Source organism: Alkalithermobacter thermoalcaliphilus JW-YL-7 = DSM 7308 (genome assembly GCA_001584565.1).
Lineage (GTDB): Bacteria > Bacillota > Clostridia > Peptostreptococcales > Peptostreptococcaceae > Alkalithermobacter > Alkalithermobacter thermoalcaliphilus.
In genome coordinates, this window is sequence record LSFY01000001.1 from 1,252,092 (window position 1) to 1,272,926 (window position 20,835).

Below are 20,835 nucleotides of genomic sequence, written 5' to 3' on the forward strand. Positions count from 1 at the left end.
CACCTTCAAAAAATATTTTGGTAAGATTATTGACATATTTATTTATTTGTATACTCAACTTTTTCTAATTTTGAAATTTCCTTTTTTAGAAAAATTGCTGTAACTATTGTAGATAATAAGTCTGATATCGGAAAGGCTAACCAAATTCCTAAAAGGCCAAGATTATATATCCTTGGAAGTATTAATACTAATGGTATAAAAAATATTATTTGCCTAAGAAGCGATAAAATTATAGATGGTATAGCTTTTCCTAGTGATTGAAATAAAGCTGCTCCAACTATTTGAAATCCTATAATAGGAACCATAGATATAACTATCCTAAGTACACTAGCACCATTTTTTATCAATTGCGTATCTTTGGTGAAAACTGTAATTATATTTTCGGGAAATAATTGACCAAATAAAGTTCCAATAAAAGCCATAATAGTCGTACTTATTATAGATAATTTTATAACCTGCTTTACTCTGTCTATTTTATTTGCACCGTAATTGAATCCTGCTATAGGTTGCATTCCCTGGATTACTCCAAATAAAGGCATAAATAAAAACATAATTATTCTGTTTACTATTCCAAAAGTAGATATTGCTATATCTAATCCATATATTCTAAGTGAATTATTTAAAACTATAGCAACAACACTTCCGCTTACCTGTCTTATAAAAGCAGATAGTCCTACCGATACTATTTCTAGGCAAATTTCTTTTTCTATTTTCAGATACTTCATTTTTATTTTTAGATTGCTTTTCCCAGTATATAAATATCTAACTATAAATAAAAAGGATGCAATTTGAGAAAGAACTGTTGCAATAGCTGCTCCTTTCACACCTAATTTAAATACAAAAATAAATATAGGATCTAAGATTATATTAAGACCTGTTCCTATAATCATAGTAAACATAGCAACTTTCGCATTGCCTTCAGATCTTATTAAATTGTTTGAACAAACTGCAAACATATGAAATATAGTTCCTATTAAAATTATAGACATATAATCTTTAGCATACGGAAGTATATTCTGAGTTGCTCCAAAGATAAATAAAAGGTTTTCTATAAATAAAAGACCTATAAATGTTATACTAAGCCCAATAAATACTGCCAAAACATAAGCATTCCCTACTGCTTGATAAACTCTTTCATTATCCTTTGCACCTAAGCTTCTAGATATTAAAGATGCTGCACCTATTCCTATCATTTGAGCAAATCCCATTATTAAAATCTGTATAGGAAAAACTACTGCTAAAGCTCCTATAGCAAGAGTTCCAACCCCTCTTCCTATAAATATAGCATCTACTATATTATATAAAGCATTTACCATCATAGCTACAGTAGCTGGTATCGATAAATTTATCAATACCTTGCTTATTCTTTCATTTTCTAACATATAACTTTTATCATTCATTTAATCACCTACTTCAAAGAAAATAAGACAAGGATTAACTCCTTGTCTTTTAACCTTTAATAAGCTAGATTACATGCTACAAAATGTCCATTTCCTATATCTTTTAAAGGTTGATCCTCCTTACACTTATCATGAGCATGAGGACATCTCTTTGCAAATCTACATCCTGGTTCTGGATTTATAGGAGATGTTAACTCTCCCTTTAGTAATATTCTTTCTCTCTTATGTTTTAAGCTCGGTACTGGTATTGCTGAAAGTAACGCTTTTGTATATGGATGAACTGGATTTTTGAATAATTCTCTTGCTGATGCAAACTCAACTACTTGTCCAAGGTACATAACTGCGATATTATCAGATATATGTTTTACTACTGATAAGTCATGAGTTATGAACATGTAAGTTAATCCAAATTCTTGTTGAAGATCTTGCATTAGATTTAGAATCTGAGCCTGAATAGAAACGTCAAGTGCTGAAACTGGCTCATCACACACTATAAACTTTGGATCAACAGCTAAAGCTCTTGCTATACCTATTCTTTGTCTTCTACCTCCATCTAATTCATGTGGGTATGAATTATATAATCTTTCAGCAAGTCCAACAGTTTCCATAAGTTTAGATACCTTTTTATCTAATTCTTGCTTGCTGTTTACTAACTTGTGTATTTTAAGAGGTTCTGCTATTATTTCACTTACTGTCATTCTAGGGTTTAATGATGCATATGGATCTTGAAATACTATTTGCATTTCTTTTCTTAGTTCTCTTAACTGATTGCGATTGTATTCTCTTATATTTTTTCCTTCAAATAGTATTTCTCCATCTGTAGCTTCAAGTAATCTTAAAACAACTCTACCTGTAGTAGATTTTCCACAACCAGACTCTCCAACTACTCCTAAAGTTTCTCCTTTATTTATAAAGAAGTTTACATTATCTACTGCATGTAACATTCCGTTTTTTACTTTAAAATATTTTTTAAGATTTCTTACCTCTAGTAATTTTTCTGCCATTTTTTCCACCTCCTATGCTTCTACAAGTCCTTCATAGATTAAACATCTTACTTTATGACCGTTTCCTAGATCTGTATTTTTAGGAACTTGCGTTTTACATAATTCCGTAGCTTTAGGACATCTTGGATGGAAAGGACATCCAGATGGTAAATTCGTTGGGTCAGGCATTAATCCTTTTATAGGATTTAAACGCTCAACTTCCTCTTCTAAGTTAGGTATAGATCCAAATAATCCTATTGTATATGGATGTTTTGGATTGTTAAATAAATCTTCTATAGAAGCTGATTCTATAACTTCTCCAGCATACATTATAGCTACTTTATCACATACCTCAGCAACAACTCCAAGGTCATGTGTAATTAGTATCATAGCAGTTTCAAATTCTTCTTTAAGTTTTTTCATCATATCAAGAACCTGAGCCTGAATTGTAACATCAAGAGCAGTTGTTGGCTCATCAGCTATAAGAAGCTGAGGATTACACGCTAAAGCTATAGCTATTACAACCCTTTGCTTCATACCACCTGAGAATTGGTGTGGATAGTCAACATGTCTTGCTCCTGGTATACCAACAAGTTCAAGCATTTTTTTAGCTTTTTCTATTGCATCTTTTTTATTTAATCCTTCGTGTATTTCTATAACTTCTGCTATTTGCTCTCCAACTGTCATAACAGGATTTAAAGAAGTCATAGGATCTTGGAAAATCATAGATATTTTATTTCCTCTGATCTTTCTCATGTCTGCTTCAGAAATCTTTAATATATCATTACCTTCAAAATATATTTCTCCACTTAATATTTTTCCTGGAGGATTTGGAACTAATCTCATAATTCCTAAAGCTGTAGTAGTCTTTCCAGCTCCTGTTTCTCCAACTAATCCTAAAGTCTCACCTTTTTTTAGTTCTATATCTACACCATTTACAGCCTTAACCGTTCCGTCTTCAGTTATATAATGAATGGTTAGATTTTTCACATCTAATAATTTATCGCTCATTGTATACACTCCCTTCAAGCTATATTTACTATTGCTTTAATTTAGGGTCTAATGCATCCCTTAATCCATCACCTAATAAATTCAGTGCAAGTATTGTAATCATTATTACAAGTCCTGGGAATGTTGTTACATGCCACGCATCTCTAAGATATGCTCTTCCTCCTGCAAGCATTGATCCCCACTCTGGTGCTGGTGGTTGGATACCAAGACCTATAAAGCTAAGTCCAGCTGTTGAAAGTATAGCTCCTGCAACCCCTAGTGTTCCTTGCACTATAACTGGAGCTAATGCATTAGGTATTATGTGTCTTGTTATAATTATAAAATCGTTTGCTCCTATAGCTCTTGCAGCTTCTATAAATTCTTGGTCTCTTATAGATAATACTGACGCTCTAACTATTCTTGCATATGATGGTACAGAAGATATACCTATAGCAAGCATTAAGTTAAATAAACTTGGTCCTAAAGCTGAAACTATTGCAATTGCAAGTAATATACTTGGAACAGCAAGTAGTATATCCATAAATCTCATGATCAAGTTATCTAAAGTTCCCCCATAATATGCCGCTATTGCACCTAAACTACCACCTATTAATATAGATATACCAACAGCAACAAGTCCTACTTGTAAAGATACTCTTGCTCCGTGAATTATTCTTGCAAATATATCTCTTCCAAACTCATCCGTTCCTAATATATGCTGAGCACTTGGCCCTTGTAATCTATTAGCAAGATTTTGCTTTATTGCTACTTCTTCATATGGAGCTATAACATCGGCAAATATAGCAAGGATTATTAAAACTAAAAGTATTCCTAATCCTACCATAGCCATTTTATTTTTAACCATTCTTCTTCCTACTTCAGCCCATATACTTCTCTTTTTAGTCTTAGTAGTTTCTATAGTTTGTCCGTTAACTACGTTATCCATTTTTTCAAACCTCCTTTTCTATATAGCTTACTTATACTGTGATTTTATTCTTGGATCAACAAATGAATATAATATATCAACACCTAAGTTTACTATACTAAATGTAACTGCTATGAAAACAACTGTCGCTTGAACCATTGGAGTATCTTTTTGTCTTATAGCTTCAACAAGTAATCTTCCTATTCCTGGCCAAGAGAAAACAGTTTCTGTTAAAACCGCTCCTCCAAGTAGATAACCAAACTGTAAACCTACAACAGTTATAATTGGTATAAGTGCATTTTTAAGAGCATGTTTATTTATAACTGTATTTTCTGCAACCCCTTTAGCTCTAGCTGTTCTTATATAATCTTGACGTATTACCTCAAGCATAGAAGAACGAGTCATACGAGTTATTATAGCAGCTGAACTTGTACCAAGTGTAAGAGCTGGTAATATAAAGTGTTCAAAACTTCCATAACCACCAGATGGTAGCATTTGTAAATTAACTGAAAATAGTAATATAAGCATTAATCCTTGCCAGAAGTTAGGCATCGAAACTCCAAGTAGTGCAGCTATCATACTTACACTATCAAATAAAGAATATTGCTTAGTAGCTGATATTATACCAACAGGTATACCTATAATTACTGCAACTAATACTCCTGACACAGCAAGTTGAAGTGTTGCTGGGAATCTACTAAGGATTTCAGAGAAAACTTCTCTCTTTGTTATATAAGATCTTCCAAATTGTCCCATTGCAGCATTTTTAACAAATCTTCCATACTGAACTAAAAATGGATCGTTAAGTCCCATTTCTTCTCTTAAAGCTTGAACAGCTGCTTCTGGTGCACTTTCTCCTAGCATCATTTGAGCTGGATCTCCAGGTGTCATGTACATAATTGAAAATACTATGAATGTTACTCCAAGCATTACTGGAATAAGCATTAGCAATCTACGTAATATATACTTATACATGTTCTTCCTCCCTCCATTTTTGCGATTTGTTACATTTTTTTAAATTCTTCATCAAAATATTACATTTTCTTAAAATAATCTTTATATACTAAAAGTGAGACCAATCGGTCTCACTTTTTATTATTATTTAATTAAAAACTTACACCATATAATCTGTGGTGTCCAGCTGGATGTAATCTAAATCCTTTTACACCTTTTTGGATACCAACATTGTGGTTACCATAAGTAAGATTAGCTATTGGAGTTTCATCAACTATGATTTCTTGAACTTCATAGTAGATTTTTTCTCTTTCAGAAGCATCTACAGTTGTTCTACCTTTTTCTAATAATTCATCTACTTTAGCATTTTCAAAGAATGATCTGTTACCTGCTCCACCTTTTGCTGAGCTGTGGTATAAAGCATACAGACCATAGTCAGCATCTCCTGTTACAGTAACCCATCCAAGGATGAACATATCATGCTCTCCTCTTGCAGTTCTGTCAAGGTAGCTTCCCCACTCTAATGTTTCAATAGCTACATCTATTCCTATTTCTTTTAATTGAGCTTGAACAATTTGAGCTATTTGGATTCTCGCTGGGCTATCATTTGTCCAGATAGTAGTTTTGAATCCATTTTCATATCCAGCTTGTTTTAATAATTCTTTAGCTTTTTCTACATTATACTCATGAGGCTTAATATTTGGATTGTGTCCAAATACTCTTGGTCCTATTGGTGCACCTGCTTTTTCTCCAGCACCATTTAAAACTACAGCTATTATGTCATCTCTATTTATAGCATGGCTTATTGCCTGTCTTACTTCTTTTTTGTTGAAAGGCTCTTTTTGAGTATTAAAGCCTATATAAGATAATGATAATGATGGCTCTTCTATTAAGTCTAACTTATCATTGCTTATTACTTTTTCTTTGTCTATTGCTTCAATATCGTATGCTATATCAACTTCTCCTGTTTCAAGTGCTATTGTTCTACTTGTTCCTTCAGTTATATTTCTGAAAGTAACTTTCTTAATTTGAGGAGCTCCTTCAAAGTAATCTTCGAAAGCTTCAAGTTCAATTCTGTCTCCTGATTGCCAAGATACAAATTTGAACGGACCTGTTCCTACTGGTCTTTGTCCATAGTCATCTCCAGCTTCTTTTACTGCTTTTTCATTTAATATAGATGCAGCAGTATGAGATAAGTGGAAAAGTATTGGAGCAAATGGCTCTTTTAATTTTATAACTACTTTATAATCTTCTGGAGCTTCTACAGATTCTATAGCTTCTACTATGTGAGAAACTTGATCTGAACCAAGCATTCTTTCAAGTGTAAACTTAACATCACTTGCTTTTAATTCTTCTCCATTGTGGAATTTAACTCCTTGTCTTAAAGTAAATTCCCAAGTTTTTTCATCAACTGCTTCCCACTTTTCAGCTAATCCTTCAACTATTTCCATGTCTTCATTAGCTGTAACTAAAGTGTTGTAAATTTGTTTCATAACCCTTGAAGATGGTTGGTCATTTGTCCCATGCGGGTCTAAAGTTTTAGCATCTGCACCTTGTGCAACTACGATGCTGTCTTTTCCTTCTGCTCCCCCACCTTGATCTGTAGCGCCTTGTCCGCATCCTGTTAAAACAAGAGCGAATACCATCAAAGCAGCTAGAAGTGAAGTGAATTTCTTGTTTTTCAGCATTTTCTTTCCTCCCTTTTTTACTAAAATTTATAAAAAAGCTATTGCTTTTTACAGCCTTTTCTAACTTCTTAATAAGGTGAATTTTCTGAAAACTATGCTATGTACTTATCACCCTCTGTTCTGTTAATACTATATTAAATAAATTTTCTTAACTTTGCAACACTTTTTTTACAATTTATTCACATCATATTGTTTAGATTATTGATTTTTCAGCTTTTTTGCCCTGTTTACATTTTTTTAACATTTAAATATTCTTTTTTGAAAAAGTTTTTTATACCATATTATTCTGTTATTTTTATATTTATTATACATTTGAGAAAAAATTCCTCTTTATTTTTATTGAATTTTATTCCATGTAAAAATATTACATATGAATAATTTTTATTTTTTTATTTCATTATTTAGTTTTTTCAAATTATATTTATAATGAGAAAATCAAACGGATTTAATGTAGAATTTATAGATAATTTAGCTGCAAAAGATATGTTTTCTTTCCCTGTTGAGGCTGGTATATACTCTAAGTCTGGATCCAGCCAGATAAACCCTTATAAATTTACTCACAACCTTATTTGTAAATCTGTAAAAAATGGTCTTAGAGTATTCGAAAATACTAAAGTTGTGAATATAGAAAACTATAATGATTATGTAATTTTATATACAAAAAATAATTTTAAAATAAAGGCTAAAAAAGTTGTAATAGCAGCTGGATATGAAGGTGTAAACTTTATAAATGATGATATCGCAAAGTTTTATAAAACCTTTACGATAGTGACTAAACCTGTAAATAGCTTCGATGGATGGTATAAAAAATGCATAATACGAGACGACAATAACCCTTACACCTACCTTAGAACAACTTCTGATAACAGAATAATTATAGGTGGACAAGATGAAAAATTTGGACTGATAAATAACATTATAAATAATTTTTCTAGCGATGACAAAAAATACGAAAAGCTTTTGGAAAAACTTAAAAATATGTTTCCAAATATAAAAAACTTAGAAGTTGAATATAAATTTAGTGGATTATTTGCTGTTACTGATGATGGACTACCTTATATCGGTGAACATAAAGATTTTCCTAATTATTATTTTTCTATGAATTTTGGATCTAACGGAATATTGTATGCTATAATTTCAGGCAAATTAATAACAGATTTATATCTTGAAAAACAAAATCCAAACATAGATTTATTCAAATTTGGAAGGTGATTTGGTGAAATTATTTTTTCCTGATACTGTTTATGTAAATCCTAAAGCTTTAAACTACGAGTGTGGATTAAAAGCTGTTGAATATCTAAAAAATCACAATATCAATATAATAAATTCTAGGTCTGTATCAATAAACGAAAAATCTTTTATCGAAAACTATGATAAATCTAAGAAAACTGTGTTTTTAACTATAAATTCACAAAAAAAGTTACCTTCATGTAAACCTTCAGCTAATTATCAATTTTCTCTTTCTAGCTCATGTCCAGGTAAATGTGAGTATTGCTACCTGCAAACGACACAAGGCGAAAAACCTTATATTAAAATTTTTGTAAATATTGAAGATATATTAAAAGTAATTCAAGAGCATATAAATAAACATTTACCTGATATCACAACTTTTGAATGCGCAAGTATAACAGATCCTGTTGCTTTAGATCACATAACAGGAAATCTAAAAAGATGTATAGAGTTTTTTTCAAATAGTGACCATGGCAGATTAAGATTAGTTACAAAATTTGATAATGTAGATTCTTTCTTGAATATAGATCATAAAAGGCATACTACATTTAGATTTAGTTTAAATTCTGAATATGTAATAAATAACTTCGAAAAGAATACTTCTAGTCTCAAAAATAGAATATTAGCTGCTAAAAAAGTTGCAAATTCAGGATATCCAATAGGATTTATAATAGCTCCTATAATGATATATCCTAACTGGAAAAAAGAATATAAAAACCTTATAGAAAATTTAAGTGTTGCCTTTAAAGATTATAAAGATAAAATAAGTTTTGAGCTTATTCAGCATAGATTTACATCTACAGCCAAAGAACTTATTTTAAATAGGTTTCCAAATACTTTGCTAGATTTAAATGAAGATAAAAGACAGTTAAAGTGGGGCCCTTACGGAAAATTTAAATATATATATACAAAAGACGACAGCGAAGAGATAAAAACATATATGTCTGATTTAATAAATAAAAATTTTAAAAATGCTGTTATTGAATATTTCACATAAAAAAGTGCTAAGAATTAACCTAGCACTTTTTTCACATTAAATAAAGAATTTAAAACTAACCAGTTTTGCGGGAAATATCTACCTATAGTCCAGTAGCTTACTCCCCCCAGATTGTAATCTTTTACAACTTGTAGTTTTTCATATATACTTCTTGCATCTTCAAACCATACTTCATGAAGATTTCTATTTTCATCATAGTAATTAAAATATGGTGTTTTTGATCTTTCATCAAATCTAATAGCTGCATTATATCTTCTTGCTATATCTACTGCTTCAGTATTTGATATTGCTCTAGCTGGCCTTCCTTGTTCATAAGGTAAAAGCCAATCATATCCATAGTTTGGAATTCCCATAAGTATTTTTTCAGGCGGAATTACACTTGCTGCATAATTTATAACTCTTCTTACCTCATTAACAGGAGCAACAGCCATAGGCTCACTGAATGTGTATCCCCATTCATATGTCATAATAACAACATGATCTGCATACCTTCCATGTACTGGATAATCATGAGCTTCATATAAAAGCCCTTTTTGATCCCCTGAAACTTTTGGAGCTAATGCTGTTGTTACAGAATATCCTAAAATCTTAAGTTTATTTACTGTTTTTATTAAAAATTGATTATACTTTTCCCTATCTTCTGGATATATAAATTCAAAGTCTATATCAAGGCCGCTATATCCTTTGTTTTTTAGTATTTCTAATACATTATTTAATAATTTATCCTGTATATCTTCATTTGATAGTATAGTTCTTGCTAGATTGCTACTAAATCCTCCAGTTTCATCTAAATTTGTAATAACCATTAAAGGAGCTACATTTTCAGCCTTAGCAGCTTTTATTATTTCTTCATCGTTTATATTTTTCAGTGTTCCATCTTCTCTTACCTCATAACTAAATATAGCTAGATAAGTAAGATTAGGCAAAGTTTTCTTTAAAACATCCATATTTATATTAGAAAGTGCATATCCATTGACTTCTATATCCTGCTTTTCATATTTTTTAAAAGGTATTTTTATTATTTGATTTGGATATATTACATTTTTATTTTTAATTTCTGGATTTATTGACAATATATCTTCTATACTGACATTATACATTCTCGATATCCTATATAATGACTCTCCTATTTTTACTACATGTTTTTTATGTGCATCTAATATTACTAATGTTTGGCCTACTACTAGTCTATCTGGTTGTGTCAATTCATTGTCATTAATTATTTTTAGATATGGTACATTATACATTTTAGAAATTGAGTATACACTTTCTCCAGGTCTTACGACATGAATAATCAAAAAAATCACCTCCCTCATTTCCTTTAATTTAATATATGAAATATATTAAATATAGCTACATTCTAGAAATAAAAGAGATTTTTTTATATTTCATCCATAAATTTATCAAATCTTTTTTTCAGTTTGACCCAAATGTCGTTTAGAGAATCTTTTATATCTTCTATAGGATCTTCTTGAAAAAGGTCATGATCTGAATTTTTTATCTCGATTAATCTTTTTCTTAATTTTTCTTTCATAAGTTGAAACTCTAAGATTGCTATTTTAGTGTTAACTCCTGCTTTTTCTGTTAATTTATCTATAACTTTACTTAAATATATTATATCTTGTTCTATTTCTCTAATTATTTTATCTTTATCTTTCACCTTATCACCTCCAAAAAAGAAAAATCTCATAGTATATACTATGAGATTTGTTCATATTTTTGACATATCTTAACTATAAGTTTTACAGCTTTATCCATAGCAAAGGTAGGAATATATTCATACTTTCCATGGAAATTATGCCCACCTGTAAATATATTTGGAGTTGGAAGGCCCATAAAAGAAAGTCTTGCCCCATCAGTGCCTCCCCTTATAGGAGTTATTTTTGGAGTTATACCTATTTCTTCCATAGCTTCTTTTGCTATATCTACAATAAATTTTACAGGCTCTACTTTTTCTTTCATATTATAATATTGATCCTTTATATCAACTGTTACAGTATCTTGTCCATATTTTTCATTTATTTTGTCTACACTCTTTTTCATAAATTCTTTTCTTTCATTAAATTTATCCATATCAAACTCTCTTATTATGTATATCATTTCACACTCTTCAACATTTCCATTTATATCATTTAGATGGTAAAATCCTTCATACCCTTCTGTTTTGCTAGGTATTTCATTTTCTGGGAAAAGTGAATTCAATTCCATAGCTATAAGTATCGCATTTTTCATTTTATTTTTAGCTCTTCCAGGATGAACATTTTTACCTTGGATTTTTATTTTTGCTACAGCTGCATTAAAATTTTCATACTCTAACTCTCCAATTTCTCCTCCATCTACTGTATATGCATATTTTGCTCCGAATTTTTCTACATCAAATTTATCGGCTCCTCTTCCTATTTCTTCATCAGGTGTAAACGCCACATTTATTTGACCATGCTTTATTTGAGGATTATTTATTAAATATTCCATAGCTGTAATTATTTCTGCAATTCCAGCCTTATCATCTGCTCCTAAAAGAGTAGTTCCATCAGTTGTTATAATATCTTGTCCTATATAATTTAAAAGTTCAGGAGAATCTTTTACAGATAAAATAATATTTTTTTCTTCATTAAGCACTATATCTTTACCATCATAATTTTTTATTATTTTAGGATTAACATTTTTACCTGACATATCAGGACTTGTATCCATATGAGCTATAAAACCTATAGGCTCTACATTTTTATCGGTATTTGACTGTAATGTTGCCATTACATATCCATTTTCATCTAAAGTTACATTACTCATTCCTATCGATACTAGTTCATCGACCAAAATTTTTGCAAAATCTATTTGAGACGGTGTACTTGGACATGAACTCGATTTTTCATCAGATCTTGTATCATATTTTACATATCTTATAAATCTTTCTATCACTTTATCCATCACAAAACCTCCTAGTCTTTGGTATCGTTTTCAATTATAACATGTTTTGTAAAAAAGAAAAAGATGCCCAAGATTTAGGCACCTGTTATTATTCTTACCTTTTGGATTCTATTTTTATCTATGCTTTCTACTGTAAATTTTATGTTATCTCTTTGTAAAGTCTCTCCTTGTTCTGGAAGCCTTCCTAATTCTCCTATTATAAAGCCTCCTATCGAATCAAAATCTTCAGATTCTATTCTTACTCCTATCATATCATTTACTACATTTATTTTTGTACTTCCATCTACAATATACTCATCTTCTTTTATCACTATTATTTCTTCTTCTTCCTCATCATACTCATCTTCTATATCTCCAACTATTTCTTCAATAAGATCTTCCATAGTTACTATTCCTGATGTTCCTCCATACTCATCTAACACTATAGCCATATGAGCCCTCATACTTCTTAATTCTCTAAATAAATCTGTTATTTTTTTAAATTCATAGGTAAATACAGGTTCTCTCATATAGTCGCTAAGCTTAAATTTATCTTTATCTATAAACATTATATCCTTAACATTCAAAATTCCTATTATATTATCTATCTGTTCATCATAAACAGGCATACGTGAAAATTGTTCTTCTTTAAAAATATCTATTATCTCATCATATGTCGTATTTTTATCTATAGCTACAATATCAGTTCTTTGAACCATAACATCTTTAGCCTGTAAGTCTCCAAATTCAAATACGTTATATATCATTTCTTTTTCTTCAACTTCTAATACTCCCTCTTCATGACTTACATCAACTATTGTTTTAAGTTCTTCTTCTGTAATAAAAGGTTGATTTATATTAGCTTTTCCTCCTAAAAGTTTTATTATAAAGTTAGTTATATAAGTTAATATAGTTACAATAGGACTAAGTATAATTACTATAAAGTTTATTGTTTTACATATTTTCAGTGATGTTTCTTCAGAATTTTGAGCGGCTAAAGATTTTGGAGTAATCTCTCCAAATATTAAAACAAATATCGTCATAGCAATAGTAGCTATTCCAACACCTCGACTTTGACCATAATATTTGATAGCAAGTGATGTCGCTAGTGCTGAAGCTCCGATATTTACTGCATTGTTCCCTATAAGTATTGCACCTAATAACTTACTTGGATTTGATATTAGTTTTTCTACTAACTTTGCTCCTGGTATATCTTCTTCTACCATATGTCGTATTCTTATCTTACTCAGTGACATAAGAGCAGTTTCTGATGCTGAAAAGAACGAAGATAAAAATAAAAGTATTGCTAACACTACAAACTGCCACAAACTACCAAGATCCAAAATATATCACACTCCTGTTAAATATAAATGTTAATTTTATTATACCATGATTGTTATATTTTTCTATAGTAAAAGTTATTTTATGTAATTTGACTATGTTTTGCTTACTTTATTAATATGTAGTTACTTTAAAAAATAATCTAGTATAATTTACAACAACTTTAAAATAAGTATTTTGCTTTATTTTAGTATAATTTTTTAAGTATGAAAAAAAATAATTCTGTGTCTAATCGTATTTCCAAATTAATGCATCTAATATATAATTTATTTAACATAGATTCTAGGAGGTGTACTGTGATAAGCAGTGTTTCTACCCAAATTCATAATACTATCTTATCTTCACTATTAAACGATAATTTTTTAGATTACTTTTCACTTGATAAAACAATGTTAACAGATCACTTAAACGATTCCGATTTTATAAATAAAATTGACTGTATAATAATCGAAAAAGATTATTCTTGCTCTAAAGTGTTATCTTTATGTATAGACTTATTAAACAAAATACATAAAGACATAAGCTTTGATCAGTGGTTAACATTTATATACAACGTAGCACTATCTAAATCCTTTCCGAGCGCATTGAGTTTAAATTTAGATAATATTCCCAAAAGTCTTTATGCTGCATGCCATGTGTATTTGAATATACTTAAAATTTTTTGTGAATTTGAGAAAATATCTGATTCTCCCTCTTGGCAAAGCAAATATCCTCTTAATTTTCTAACTTTTGAAGAAGAATCTTCTTTAGAAGATATATCAGAATACAGAGTATTTAAAAGAGCGTTTGAAGATGAATACATATATGAAATGATGAAACTAAATCAAGAAGTTTTAGGACATAATACTTTAGATCACATATGTGGTGTTCACAGTCTAGCTCTTTTTATATCAAGACAGCTAAAACAATTAAATGTTCCAATAGATCTTGCAAGAGTATCAGGAGCATGTGCAGGTCATGATATAGGAAAATTTGGTTGCAAATCTTGTGAGTCAAGTAGAGTTGCTTATTTACATTATTATTATACTGATCAATGGTTTAAAAGACATAATATAACTTATATAGGTCATATAGCGCTAAATCATTCTGTTTGGGACTTAGAACTTGAAAATTTATCTTTAGAGTCACTAATACTAATTTATTGCGACTTTAGAGTAAAAAATAAAAAAGATAAAGATAATAAATTTAAAATGCACATTTTTAGCTTAGATGAAGCTTTCGATGTTATCTTAAATAAACTTGATAATGTAGATAGCGAAAAAGAAAAAAGATATAAAAAAGTATACTCAAAACTAAAAGACTTTGAAGATTATATGATAAGTATAGGTGTAAATGTAGATATAAACGAAAATATAAATATAAAACCTAAAAATAAATCGTACTATCCTCTAATGCACGGAGATGACATAATAAAAAATATAAAATATATGTCCATAAAACACAATATAAATCTAATGTATAAGCTAAGAAATGAAGCTTCTTTAAACTCTATCTTAGAAATGGCAAGAAGCTCAAAGTACAAAAAAAATCTTCGAGAATACCTTCAAGCTTTTAATGAGTATTGTACATATCTTACTCAAAACCAAAAACTTATAATGTTAAAATTTTTATATGAACAATTAATAAACCACGAAGACGATATAAGAAGAGATTGTAGTGAGCTTATAGGAACTATCATATCTATATTCGATGAAGATTATAGAAAAGAAATTCCAAAAGATGAAACTATAGATACCCAAATAATAACAAGTTTTGAGCTTTTAGATTATTATTTAGATTTATTTATAAATCCAGACCACAAAATAATACCACTTCATCAAAAATGGATAGGATATAACTTGAGCAATATGATAGGAAGCCTTTTTTCAAACTGTAAAAAAGACCAAATAGGAGGATATATATCTGTAATATCGAAATATTATGAAAACGGATTATACAAAAACCCTAGTACCCAACTTTATCTTCTAAATTGTATAAAACATATACCTATACAGTATGACGAAACGTTTAAAAATATTTTTCTTGATTACATTCTAAATATGATAAAACATAAAAATGATAATTTAAGGCTTACAGCACTTTATACAGCATATACTCTTCTTTATAAAGTCGATAAAAACAGTGAATTTATAGAAAATTTAAAAAATACCCTAATATCTAAACAAAAATCACACATATATAGTGAAGATTTTATTACAAGTAAAATATTAAACTCTATTTATTTAAAAAATAATACAAACTTTTTTATAGACAATTCACGTGAAATTTCAAAACTTTATTTAAACAATCTAAAAACATCTACTCCTTGGATAATAAAAAAAATAAACATAGACTTACTTTTAGAAAGTGCTTTAAAAAATAAAATCAATATGACATATACAGCAATACATTTTTCTAACTTATTAAAAGTTAGTGGAGTTGAAGGGGTTAGAAATAGTGCAGGCATGGCTCTTATTAAACTTATGCCTTATCTATCACTAGAACAAAGAAATGATATTGCAATAGAACTTTTAAGATCTCTTGAGATAGAAGGATATCAGTTTAGTAAGTATATACCACACTATTTAGGTCAGGTTATACTTTATCTTCAACCTTCAGACCTTGATGAGCTAATAGATGATATTAAATTTAAAGTTAAAAGATCTCAATCAACTCTTAACTTTTTGCTTTTAAAAACTGTAGGTGTTGCCATAAGACACTATTTTCATTATAAAAATAGATTTTCTGAAAAACAAAAATCATACAAAGAAAGATTAAATAAGCTTCTTGGAATTTTACTAAATGGTCTTGCTAATTACAGTAATGATATAAAACAATTTTCATTTAAAGTTATATCTAAAGATATCTTCGGATGTAATAATTTAGATATAGAAAACAAAAAAGTCATATTTGGATTAATAGCAAAAAAAATGCTTACTTTGTTAGCATCTGACAATGAAAATTATGCAGATTTTCTTTCTATATCTGTAGGACTTAACAATATATATAGATTTATATGTGATATAGATAGTATTAAGTTAGATATACCTGAAAAGGTAGCTTTTTTCCCAGGAACATTCGACCCTTTTTCCTTAAGCCACAAAGAAATAGCTAAAAATATTGAATCTTTAGGATTTGAAGTTTATTTAGCTGTAGATGAGTTTTCTTGGTCTAAGAAAACTCAACCAAATATGTTTAGAAGAAACTTAATAAATATGTCAGTAGCTGATGAGCTTAACATATATATTTATCCTGAAGATTTTCCTATTAATATAGCAAATCCTAAAGATTTAGAAAAGCTTAAAGATACTTTTTCAGATTATAAGTTGTATATAGTTGTAGGAAGTGACGTTATATTAAACGCTTCTGCTTATAAAAGACAAATATGTCCAAATTCTATCCACAACTTTAACCATATAATATTCGAACGAAGAAATAGCGATAGTCCTGATGACTTTGATGATAAATTTAATGTTGCTCTTAAAAATATTAAAGGCGATGTATTAACTTTAAATTTAAAACCTCAGTATGAAGATATAAGTTCTTCTCAAATTAGGGATTATATAGATAAAAATAGAGATATATCTGATCTTATAGATCCTTTAGCTCAAAATTATATCTACGAAAAAGGACTTTATCAAAAAGAAGCAAGATACAAAGATTTAATGGAGGTCACTTCTCTTGAGATACAAATTCTAGACTTTATAGACGATGATTTAATTTATATTTTGTGTGAGAAATTCCTTAAAAATATGACCTATATGAAAAAGATAAAAAACTTTTTACAAAATAAAAATTCCAAAGTTTTATTAATTACAGAAAATGATGATATATTAGGCTTTTGCTTGTTCAAAGAAGAAGATAGTTATCAAAACAAAAAAACAGTAGTTATGAATGGAATTTTCTCGATAGATAATTTTTACTCAGATTTAAACCAAATAATCCTTACAGAAACTTTGTGTTTTTGTGTTGAAAATGAATTTGAGTTTGCATTTTATAAAAATGAAATAAACCAGAATTTAAACACTGAAATTGAAGAAATTTTAAGACTTTACGGCTTTTACAAATTAGAAAAAGATAATGAGTTTTTATTTGGTGTAGATATGACAAACCCTTGTATACTTAATTTAGATGTTGAATCTTTTATTAAAAGTCCTTTTAAAACTAATACAAATGTTAGGACAGTTATTAATAATTCACGAAAAAAACTTCAAAAATCAATAGCTTCATTATATCCAGGAAACTTATTATTATCATTTGATTTAAATATATTAAATAAAAAATTAGTTAAGAAAATTTGTATGGAAAACAATGTTCCTTCATACCCTACTAATCCTAAAACTTTAGGAGAATATATTTGTGTGCCTTTTGGAAATGTTTTAAACAAAACTGTTATTCCTAATACAGTAACTAAATCACTTCACACAGAAAAATTATTTTCTCCTGATACTAAAAATTTCTGGATAGAAGCTTTTCCATATTATCTTAGCTTAGAAAACCAAGTAAAAACTGTAGCTTCTTTTGATAGACCTGTAATATTAGTAGATGATATTCTAAATAAAGGATATAGAATTAATGCTTTAGATCCTATATTGAAAAATCAAAATATAAATGTTAAGAAAATTATAGTAGGAATTTTATCTAAAAAGGGAAAAGATTTAATGATAAAACAAAATAGAGATGTAGACAGTGTATATTATATACCTAATCTTAGAGTATGGTTTAATGAAAATGTTATGTATCCATTTATAGGAGGAGATACTTTATGGAGAGGTTTTTATCCTTCAAGAAATTTAATTCCATCTATTAACCTAATACTTCCGTATACTACTCCTTACTTTATAAAAAACGCTACAGCAAAATCTCTTTATACTTTATCAAAAACTTGCTTGGAAAATTCTATAGATATTTTAAGTTCTATAGAAAATGAATATCTAAATATAAATAATAGAACTTTAACTTTAAACAATTTAGGTGAAGTATTTATTTATCCTAGATATCCTGATATAGGAAAGGATATTAATTATAATCTTAATCTAAATCCTTCTTACTATTTAAAAGAACATTTACAGCTTCTTAACCGTATGGAGGATATTATAAATATGATTTAGGGGGGTTTTTATGTTTTATTACAAATTAAATGACAAAATACTTATTTCAAAGGAAAAATATGAAGATTTAGAGCTTGTATCCGAAGATTACGCAAGAAAATACAGAGGATACATATTTGCACTAAATAAAATAGATCCTTTGTATTCTAGAAGAAGCTTTTGTGTATCCCATCCTTCTTTGATGTTTTTAGAAAAAGAAGATATTTACCTTATTCATCAAAGAAGACATAATCAATTTAATACACTTCCTAAGTGGATGCTGTCAAAAATTAAAGAAAGAAAAGTTATATCTGTTAATACAGAATATAAAAACTGGAAAGATGCATTAAATATAAATTTTCCTCAAAAATGGAATATAAATATAGTTGGTTTAGGAGATGTAGGTGGAACACTCCTTACCGGACTGCGCCTTTTAGGTGGCGATTGTATTTCAAAAATAGGAATATATCAAACGGATCTAAATGGACTTTTAAGATGGGAATATGAAGCAAACCAAATCATAGATCCATTTAATGAAAACAATTATCCTGATATTCAAATTATAAACGAAGAAGATATTTTCAATTGTGATATGTTTGTTTTTTGTGCTTCTAAAAATGTTCCTAAGGTAGGAGATAATGTAAAAGATGTGAGAATGGTTCAATTTGAAGAAAACTCAAAAATAGTAAGTTTCTATGCCAAAAAAGCTAGAGAAAGTAAATTCAAAGGAATATTTGCAGTTGTATCAGATCCTGTTGATCTATTGTGTAAGGTTGCATTTTTAGAGAGTAATAAAGATTGCAACAATAATTTAGACTTTAACGGTCTAGCTTCAAACCAAATAAGAGGATATGGACTAGGCGTTATGAACGCTCGTGCTCTTTATTATTCTAAAAAAAGTTTTAGTACCATTCATTATGCAAAAGAAGGTAGAGCTTTTGGGCCTCACGGAAATGGCCTTGTAATAGCTGATAGTATTTACAACTATGACGATGCTTTATCTAAATACTTAACAGAAAAAGCTCTAAATGCAAATATAGATGTTAGAAAAACTGGATTTAAACCATATGTTGCCCCTGCTTTATCTTCAGGAGCTTTATCTATAATATCTACAATAAAAGGAAAGTGGCATTATAGCTCTACATATATGGGTGGCGTATTTATGGGATCTAAAAATAGACTTAATCCATCTGGGATAGAACTTGAAGTTTTAAATTTACCTGATGAATTGATGAATAGAATAAAAGAATCTTATGATAATCTAAAAAATATTTTATAAAATCTAAGGGAGATAATCTTATGAATGATTTATATTTGATTATGCCTGGAAAGCCTTCAAATTTTCTAGAAAAAATGGTTGAAAATGCAACTTTAACTGCTAACTATTACCTAATTAATAATTCTTTTGATATTCCTGATCTAAAGGGTAAAAAGATAATCTTTGCTGTTGAGCTTGATGATTGTGGATTTAACATAGAGCTTTTTGAAATCTTTTCTACACTATATAAAAGAGGATTAGACTGTCTTGAAAGATCAAGTGCTATAATGCTTATCAAGTCAAATAGCTCTTTATATACAAAAAGTGCAGCTAAAAATATAGCTTTCTTAGCTAATCAACTAGGATGCTCATTTAAGGGGCATCCTTTAGTTGAAGCTACCTCTGATTTAAGCAATTTTAAGACTTGGCAAAAAACACTAGATATGTCACTTGAGGAAATTTGCTTTTATCTTTGTAAAGAGTTAGGAAAATCTTTCTTAATCGACTCTCCTTTAACTATAAAAAATCCAAAAATATTAGCAATTCATTCTAGCTCTTATAAAACATCTAATACTCTTCTTCTTTGGAATATGGTGAAAAAACATCTTACAGACTGCTTTGTTGATGAGTTTTATGTTGAAAATGGAACTATAGTTGACTGTAAAGGATGTTCATTTAAAACTTGTAAAATGTATAGTAATCAAAATAAATGTTTTTATGAAGGAACAGTAGTTGAAGATTTATTTCCTGCAATTGAAAACAGCGATTATATAGTGTGGTTGTGCCCTAATTATAACGATGCTATCTCAGCAAAATTAATGGCAGTAATAAATAGATTAACTGTTCTTTATAAAAAGATGAATTTTTATGATAAATTATTATTTTCAATCATAGTATCTGGAAATTCTGGAAGTGATTGTGTTGCAAAACAACTAATAGGTGGATTAAATATAAATAAGGGTTTTAGGCTCCCACCTTACTTTTGTCTTATGGAAACAGCTAATGATCCAAAAAGTATACTTGATGTTAGTAAAATAGAAGAAAAGGCCTTATTATTTGCCAAAAATATACTAAAAAATAAGGTGTAATCACC

15 protein-coding genes are annotated in these 20,835 nt (G+C 28.9%); 5 read left to right on the forward strand and 10 right to left on the reverse strand.

Annotated elements, in window-relative coordinates; genetic code table 11:
- Positions 1 to 38: 38 nt before the first annotated feature.
- The 6 genes from JWYL7_RS06615 to JWYL7_RS06640 all read right to left on the reverse strand — a co-directional run bounded on the left by JWYL7_RS06615 (position 39) and on the right by JWYL7_RS06640 (position 6,940).
- Positions 39 to 1,400: an MATE family efflux transporter gene (locus JWYL7_RS06615; protein ID WP_066070725.1), complete on the reverse strand. Its 1,362-nt coding sequence runs from the start codon at positions 1,398 to 1,400 to the stop codon at positions 39 to 41.
- A gap of 56 nt (positions 1,401 to 1,456) precedes the next feature.
- Complete coding sequence (locus JWYL7_RS06620) at positions 1,457 to 2,404, reverse strand: ABC transporter ATP-binding protein (RefSeq protein WP_066070728.1); 948 nt, start codon at positions 2,402 to 2,404, stop codon at positions 1,457 to 1,459.
- A 12-nt stretch (positions 2,405 to 2,416) separates the two neighbouring features.
- Positions 2,417 to 3,394 (reverse strand): ABC transporter ATP-binding protein, encoded by a 978-nt coding sequence (locus tag JWYL7_RS06625; protein ID WP_066070731.1) that lies wholly within the window; start codon positions 3,392 to 3,394, stop codon positions 2,417 to 2,419.
- A gap of 28 nt (positions 3,395 to 3,422) precedes the next feature.
- Positions 3,423 to 4,319 (reverse strand): ABC transporter permease, encoded by an 897-nt coding sequence (locus JWYL7_RS06630; protein WP_066070734.1) that lies wholly within the window; start codon positions 4,317 to 4,319, stop codon positions 3,423 to 3,425.
- A 27-nt stretch (positions 4,320 to 4,346) separates the two neighbouring features.
- The gene (gene nikB, locus JWYL7_RS06635) at positions 4,347 to 5,273 is read right to left on the reverse strand and encodes a nickel ABC transporter permease (protein WP_066070737.1); all 927 of its coding nucleotides are present in this window, start codon (positions 5,271 to 5,273) and stop codon (positions 4,347 to 4,349) included.
- Between the two features lie 131 nt (positions 5,274 to 5,404).
- Positions 5,405 to 6,940, reverse strand: a complete 1,536-nt coding sequence (locus JWYL7_RS06640) for a glutathione ABC transporter substrate-binding protein (protein ID WP_066070739.1) — start codon at positions 6,938 to 6,940, stop codon at positions 5,405 to 5,407.
- Between the two features lie 426 nt (positions 6,941 to 7,366).
- On the opposite strand from JWYL7_RS06640, the gene JWYL7_RS06645 reads away from it, so the two are divergent.
- Both JWYL7_RS06645 and splB read left to right on the forward strand, forming a co-directional pair.
- Positions 7,367 to 8,152, forward strand: a complete 786-nt coding sequence (locus JWYL7_RS06645; RefSeq protein WP_066070742.1) for an NAD(P)/FAD-dependent oxidoreductase — start codon at positions 7,367 to 7,369, stop codon at positions 8,150 to 8,152.
- Between the two features lie 4 nt (positions 8,153 to 8,156).
- Positions 8,157 to 9,167 (forward strand): spore photoproduct lyase, encoded by a 1,011-nt coding sequence (splB, locus tag JWYL7_RS06650; RefSeq protein WP_066070745.1) that lies wholly within the window; start codon positions 8,157 to 8,159, stop codon positions 9,165 to 9,167.
- A 14-nt stretch (positions 9,168 to 9,181) separates the two neighbouring features.
- Here the strand turns inward: splB and JWYL7_RS06655 are convergent, their stop codons facing one another.
- The 4 genes from JWYL7_RS06655 to JWYL7_RS06670 all read right to left on the reverse strand — a co-directional run bounded on the left by JWYL7_RS06655 (position 9,182) and on the right by JWYL7_RS06670 (position 13,417).
- The gene (locus JWYL7_RS06655; RefSeq protein WP_066070748.1) at positions 9,182 to 10,465 is read right to left on the reverse strand and encodes a glycoside hydrolase family 18 protein; all 1,284 of its coding nucleotides are present in this window, start codon (positions 10,463 to 10,465) and stop codon (positions 9,182 to 9,184) included.
- An 83-nt stretch (positions 10,466 to 10,548) separates the two neighbouring features.
- Positions 10,549 to 10,827 carry a hypothetical protein gene (locus JWYL7_RS06660; RefSeq protein WP_066070750.1) on the reverse strand — a complete coding sequence of 93 codons (279 nt, stop codon included), beginning with the start codon at positions 10,825 to 10,827 and terminating at the stop codon, positions 10,549 to 10,551.
- Between the two features lie 38 nt (positions 10,828 to 10,865).
- Positions 10,866 to 12,095: a peptidase T gene (gene pepT / locus JWYL7_RS06665; RefSeq protein WP_066070753.1), complete on the reverse strand. Its 1,230-nt coding sequence runs from the start codon at positions 12,093 to 12,095 to the stop codon at positions 10,866 to 10,868.
- Positions 12,096 to 12,169: 74 nt separating this feature from the next.
- Positions 12,170 to 13,417, reverse strand: coding sequence for an HlyC/CorC family transporter (locus JWYL7_RS06670; protein WP_149683691.1), 1,248 nt, complete (start codon positions 13,415 to 13,417; stop codon positions 12,170 to 12,172).
- A gap of 294 nt (positions 13,418 to 13,711) precedes the next feature.
- Here JWYL7_RS06670 and JWYL7_RS06675 point away from each other — a divergent pair, with 294 nt between their 5' ends.
- Genes JWYL7_RS06675 through JWYL7_RS06685 form a run of 3 tightly spaced genes read left to right on the forward strand, consistent with a single transcriptional unit; the run spans position 13,712 to position 20,830 of the window.
- Positions 13,712 to 18,505, forward strand: coding sequence for a cytidyltransferase (locus JWYL7_RS06675; protein ID WP_066070760.1), 4,794 nt, complete (start codon positions 13,712 to 13,714; stop codon positions 18,503 to 18,505).
- Positions 18,506 to 18,515: 10 nt separating this feature from the next.
- The gene (locus tag JWYL7_RS06680) at positions 18,516 to 19,763 is read left to right on the forward strand and encodes a Rossmann-fold NAD(P)-binding domain-containing protein (protein ID WP_066070763.1); all 1,248 of its coding nucleotides are present in this window, start codon (positions 18,516 to 18,518) and stop codon (positions 19,761 to 19,763) included.
- 20 nt (positions 19,764 to 19,783) lie between these two features.
- The gene (locus tag JWYL7_RS06685) at positions 19,784 to 20,830 is read left to right on the forward strand and encodes a flavodoxin family protein (protein ID WP_066070766.1); all 1,047 of its coding nucleotides are present in this window, start codon (positions 19,784 to 19,786) and stop codon (positions 20,828 to 20,830) included.
- Positions 20,831 to 20,835: the final 5 nt, after the last annotated feature.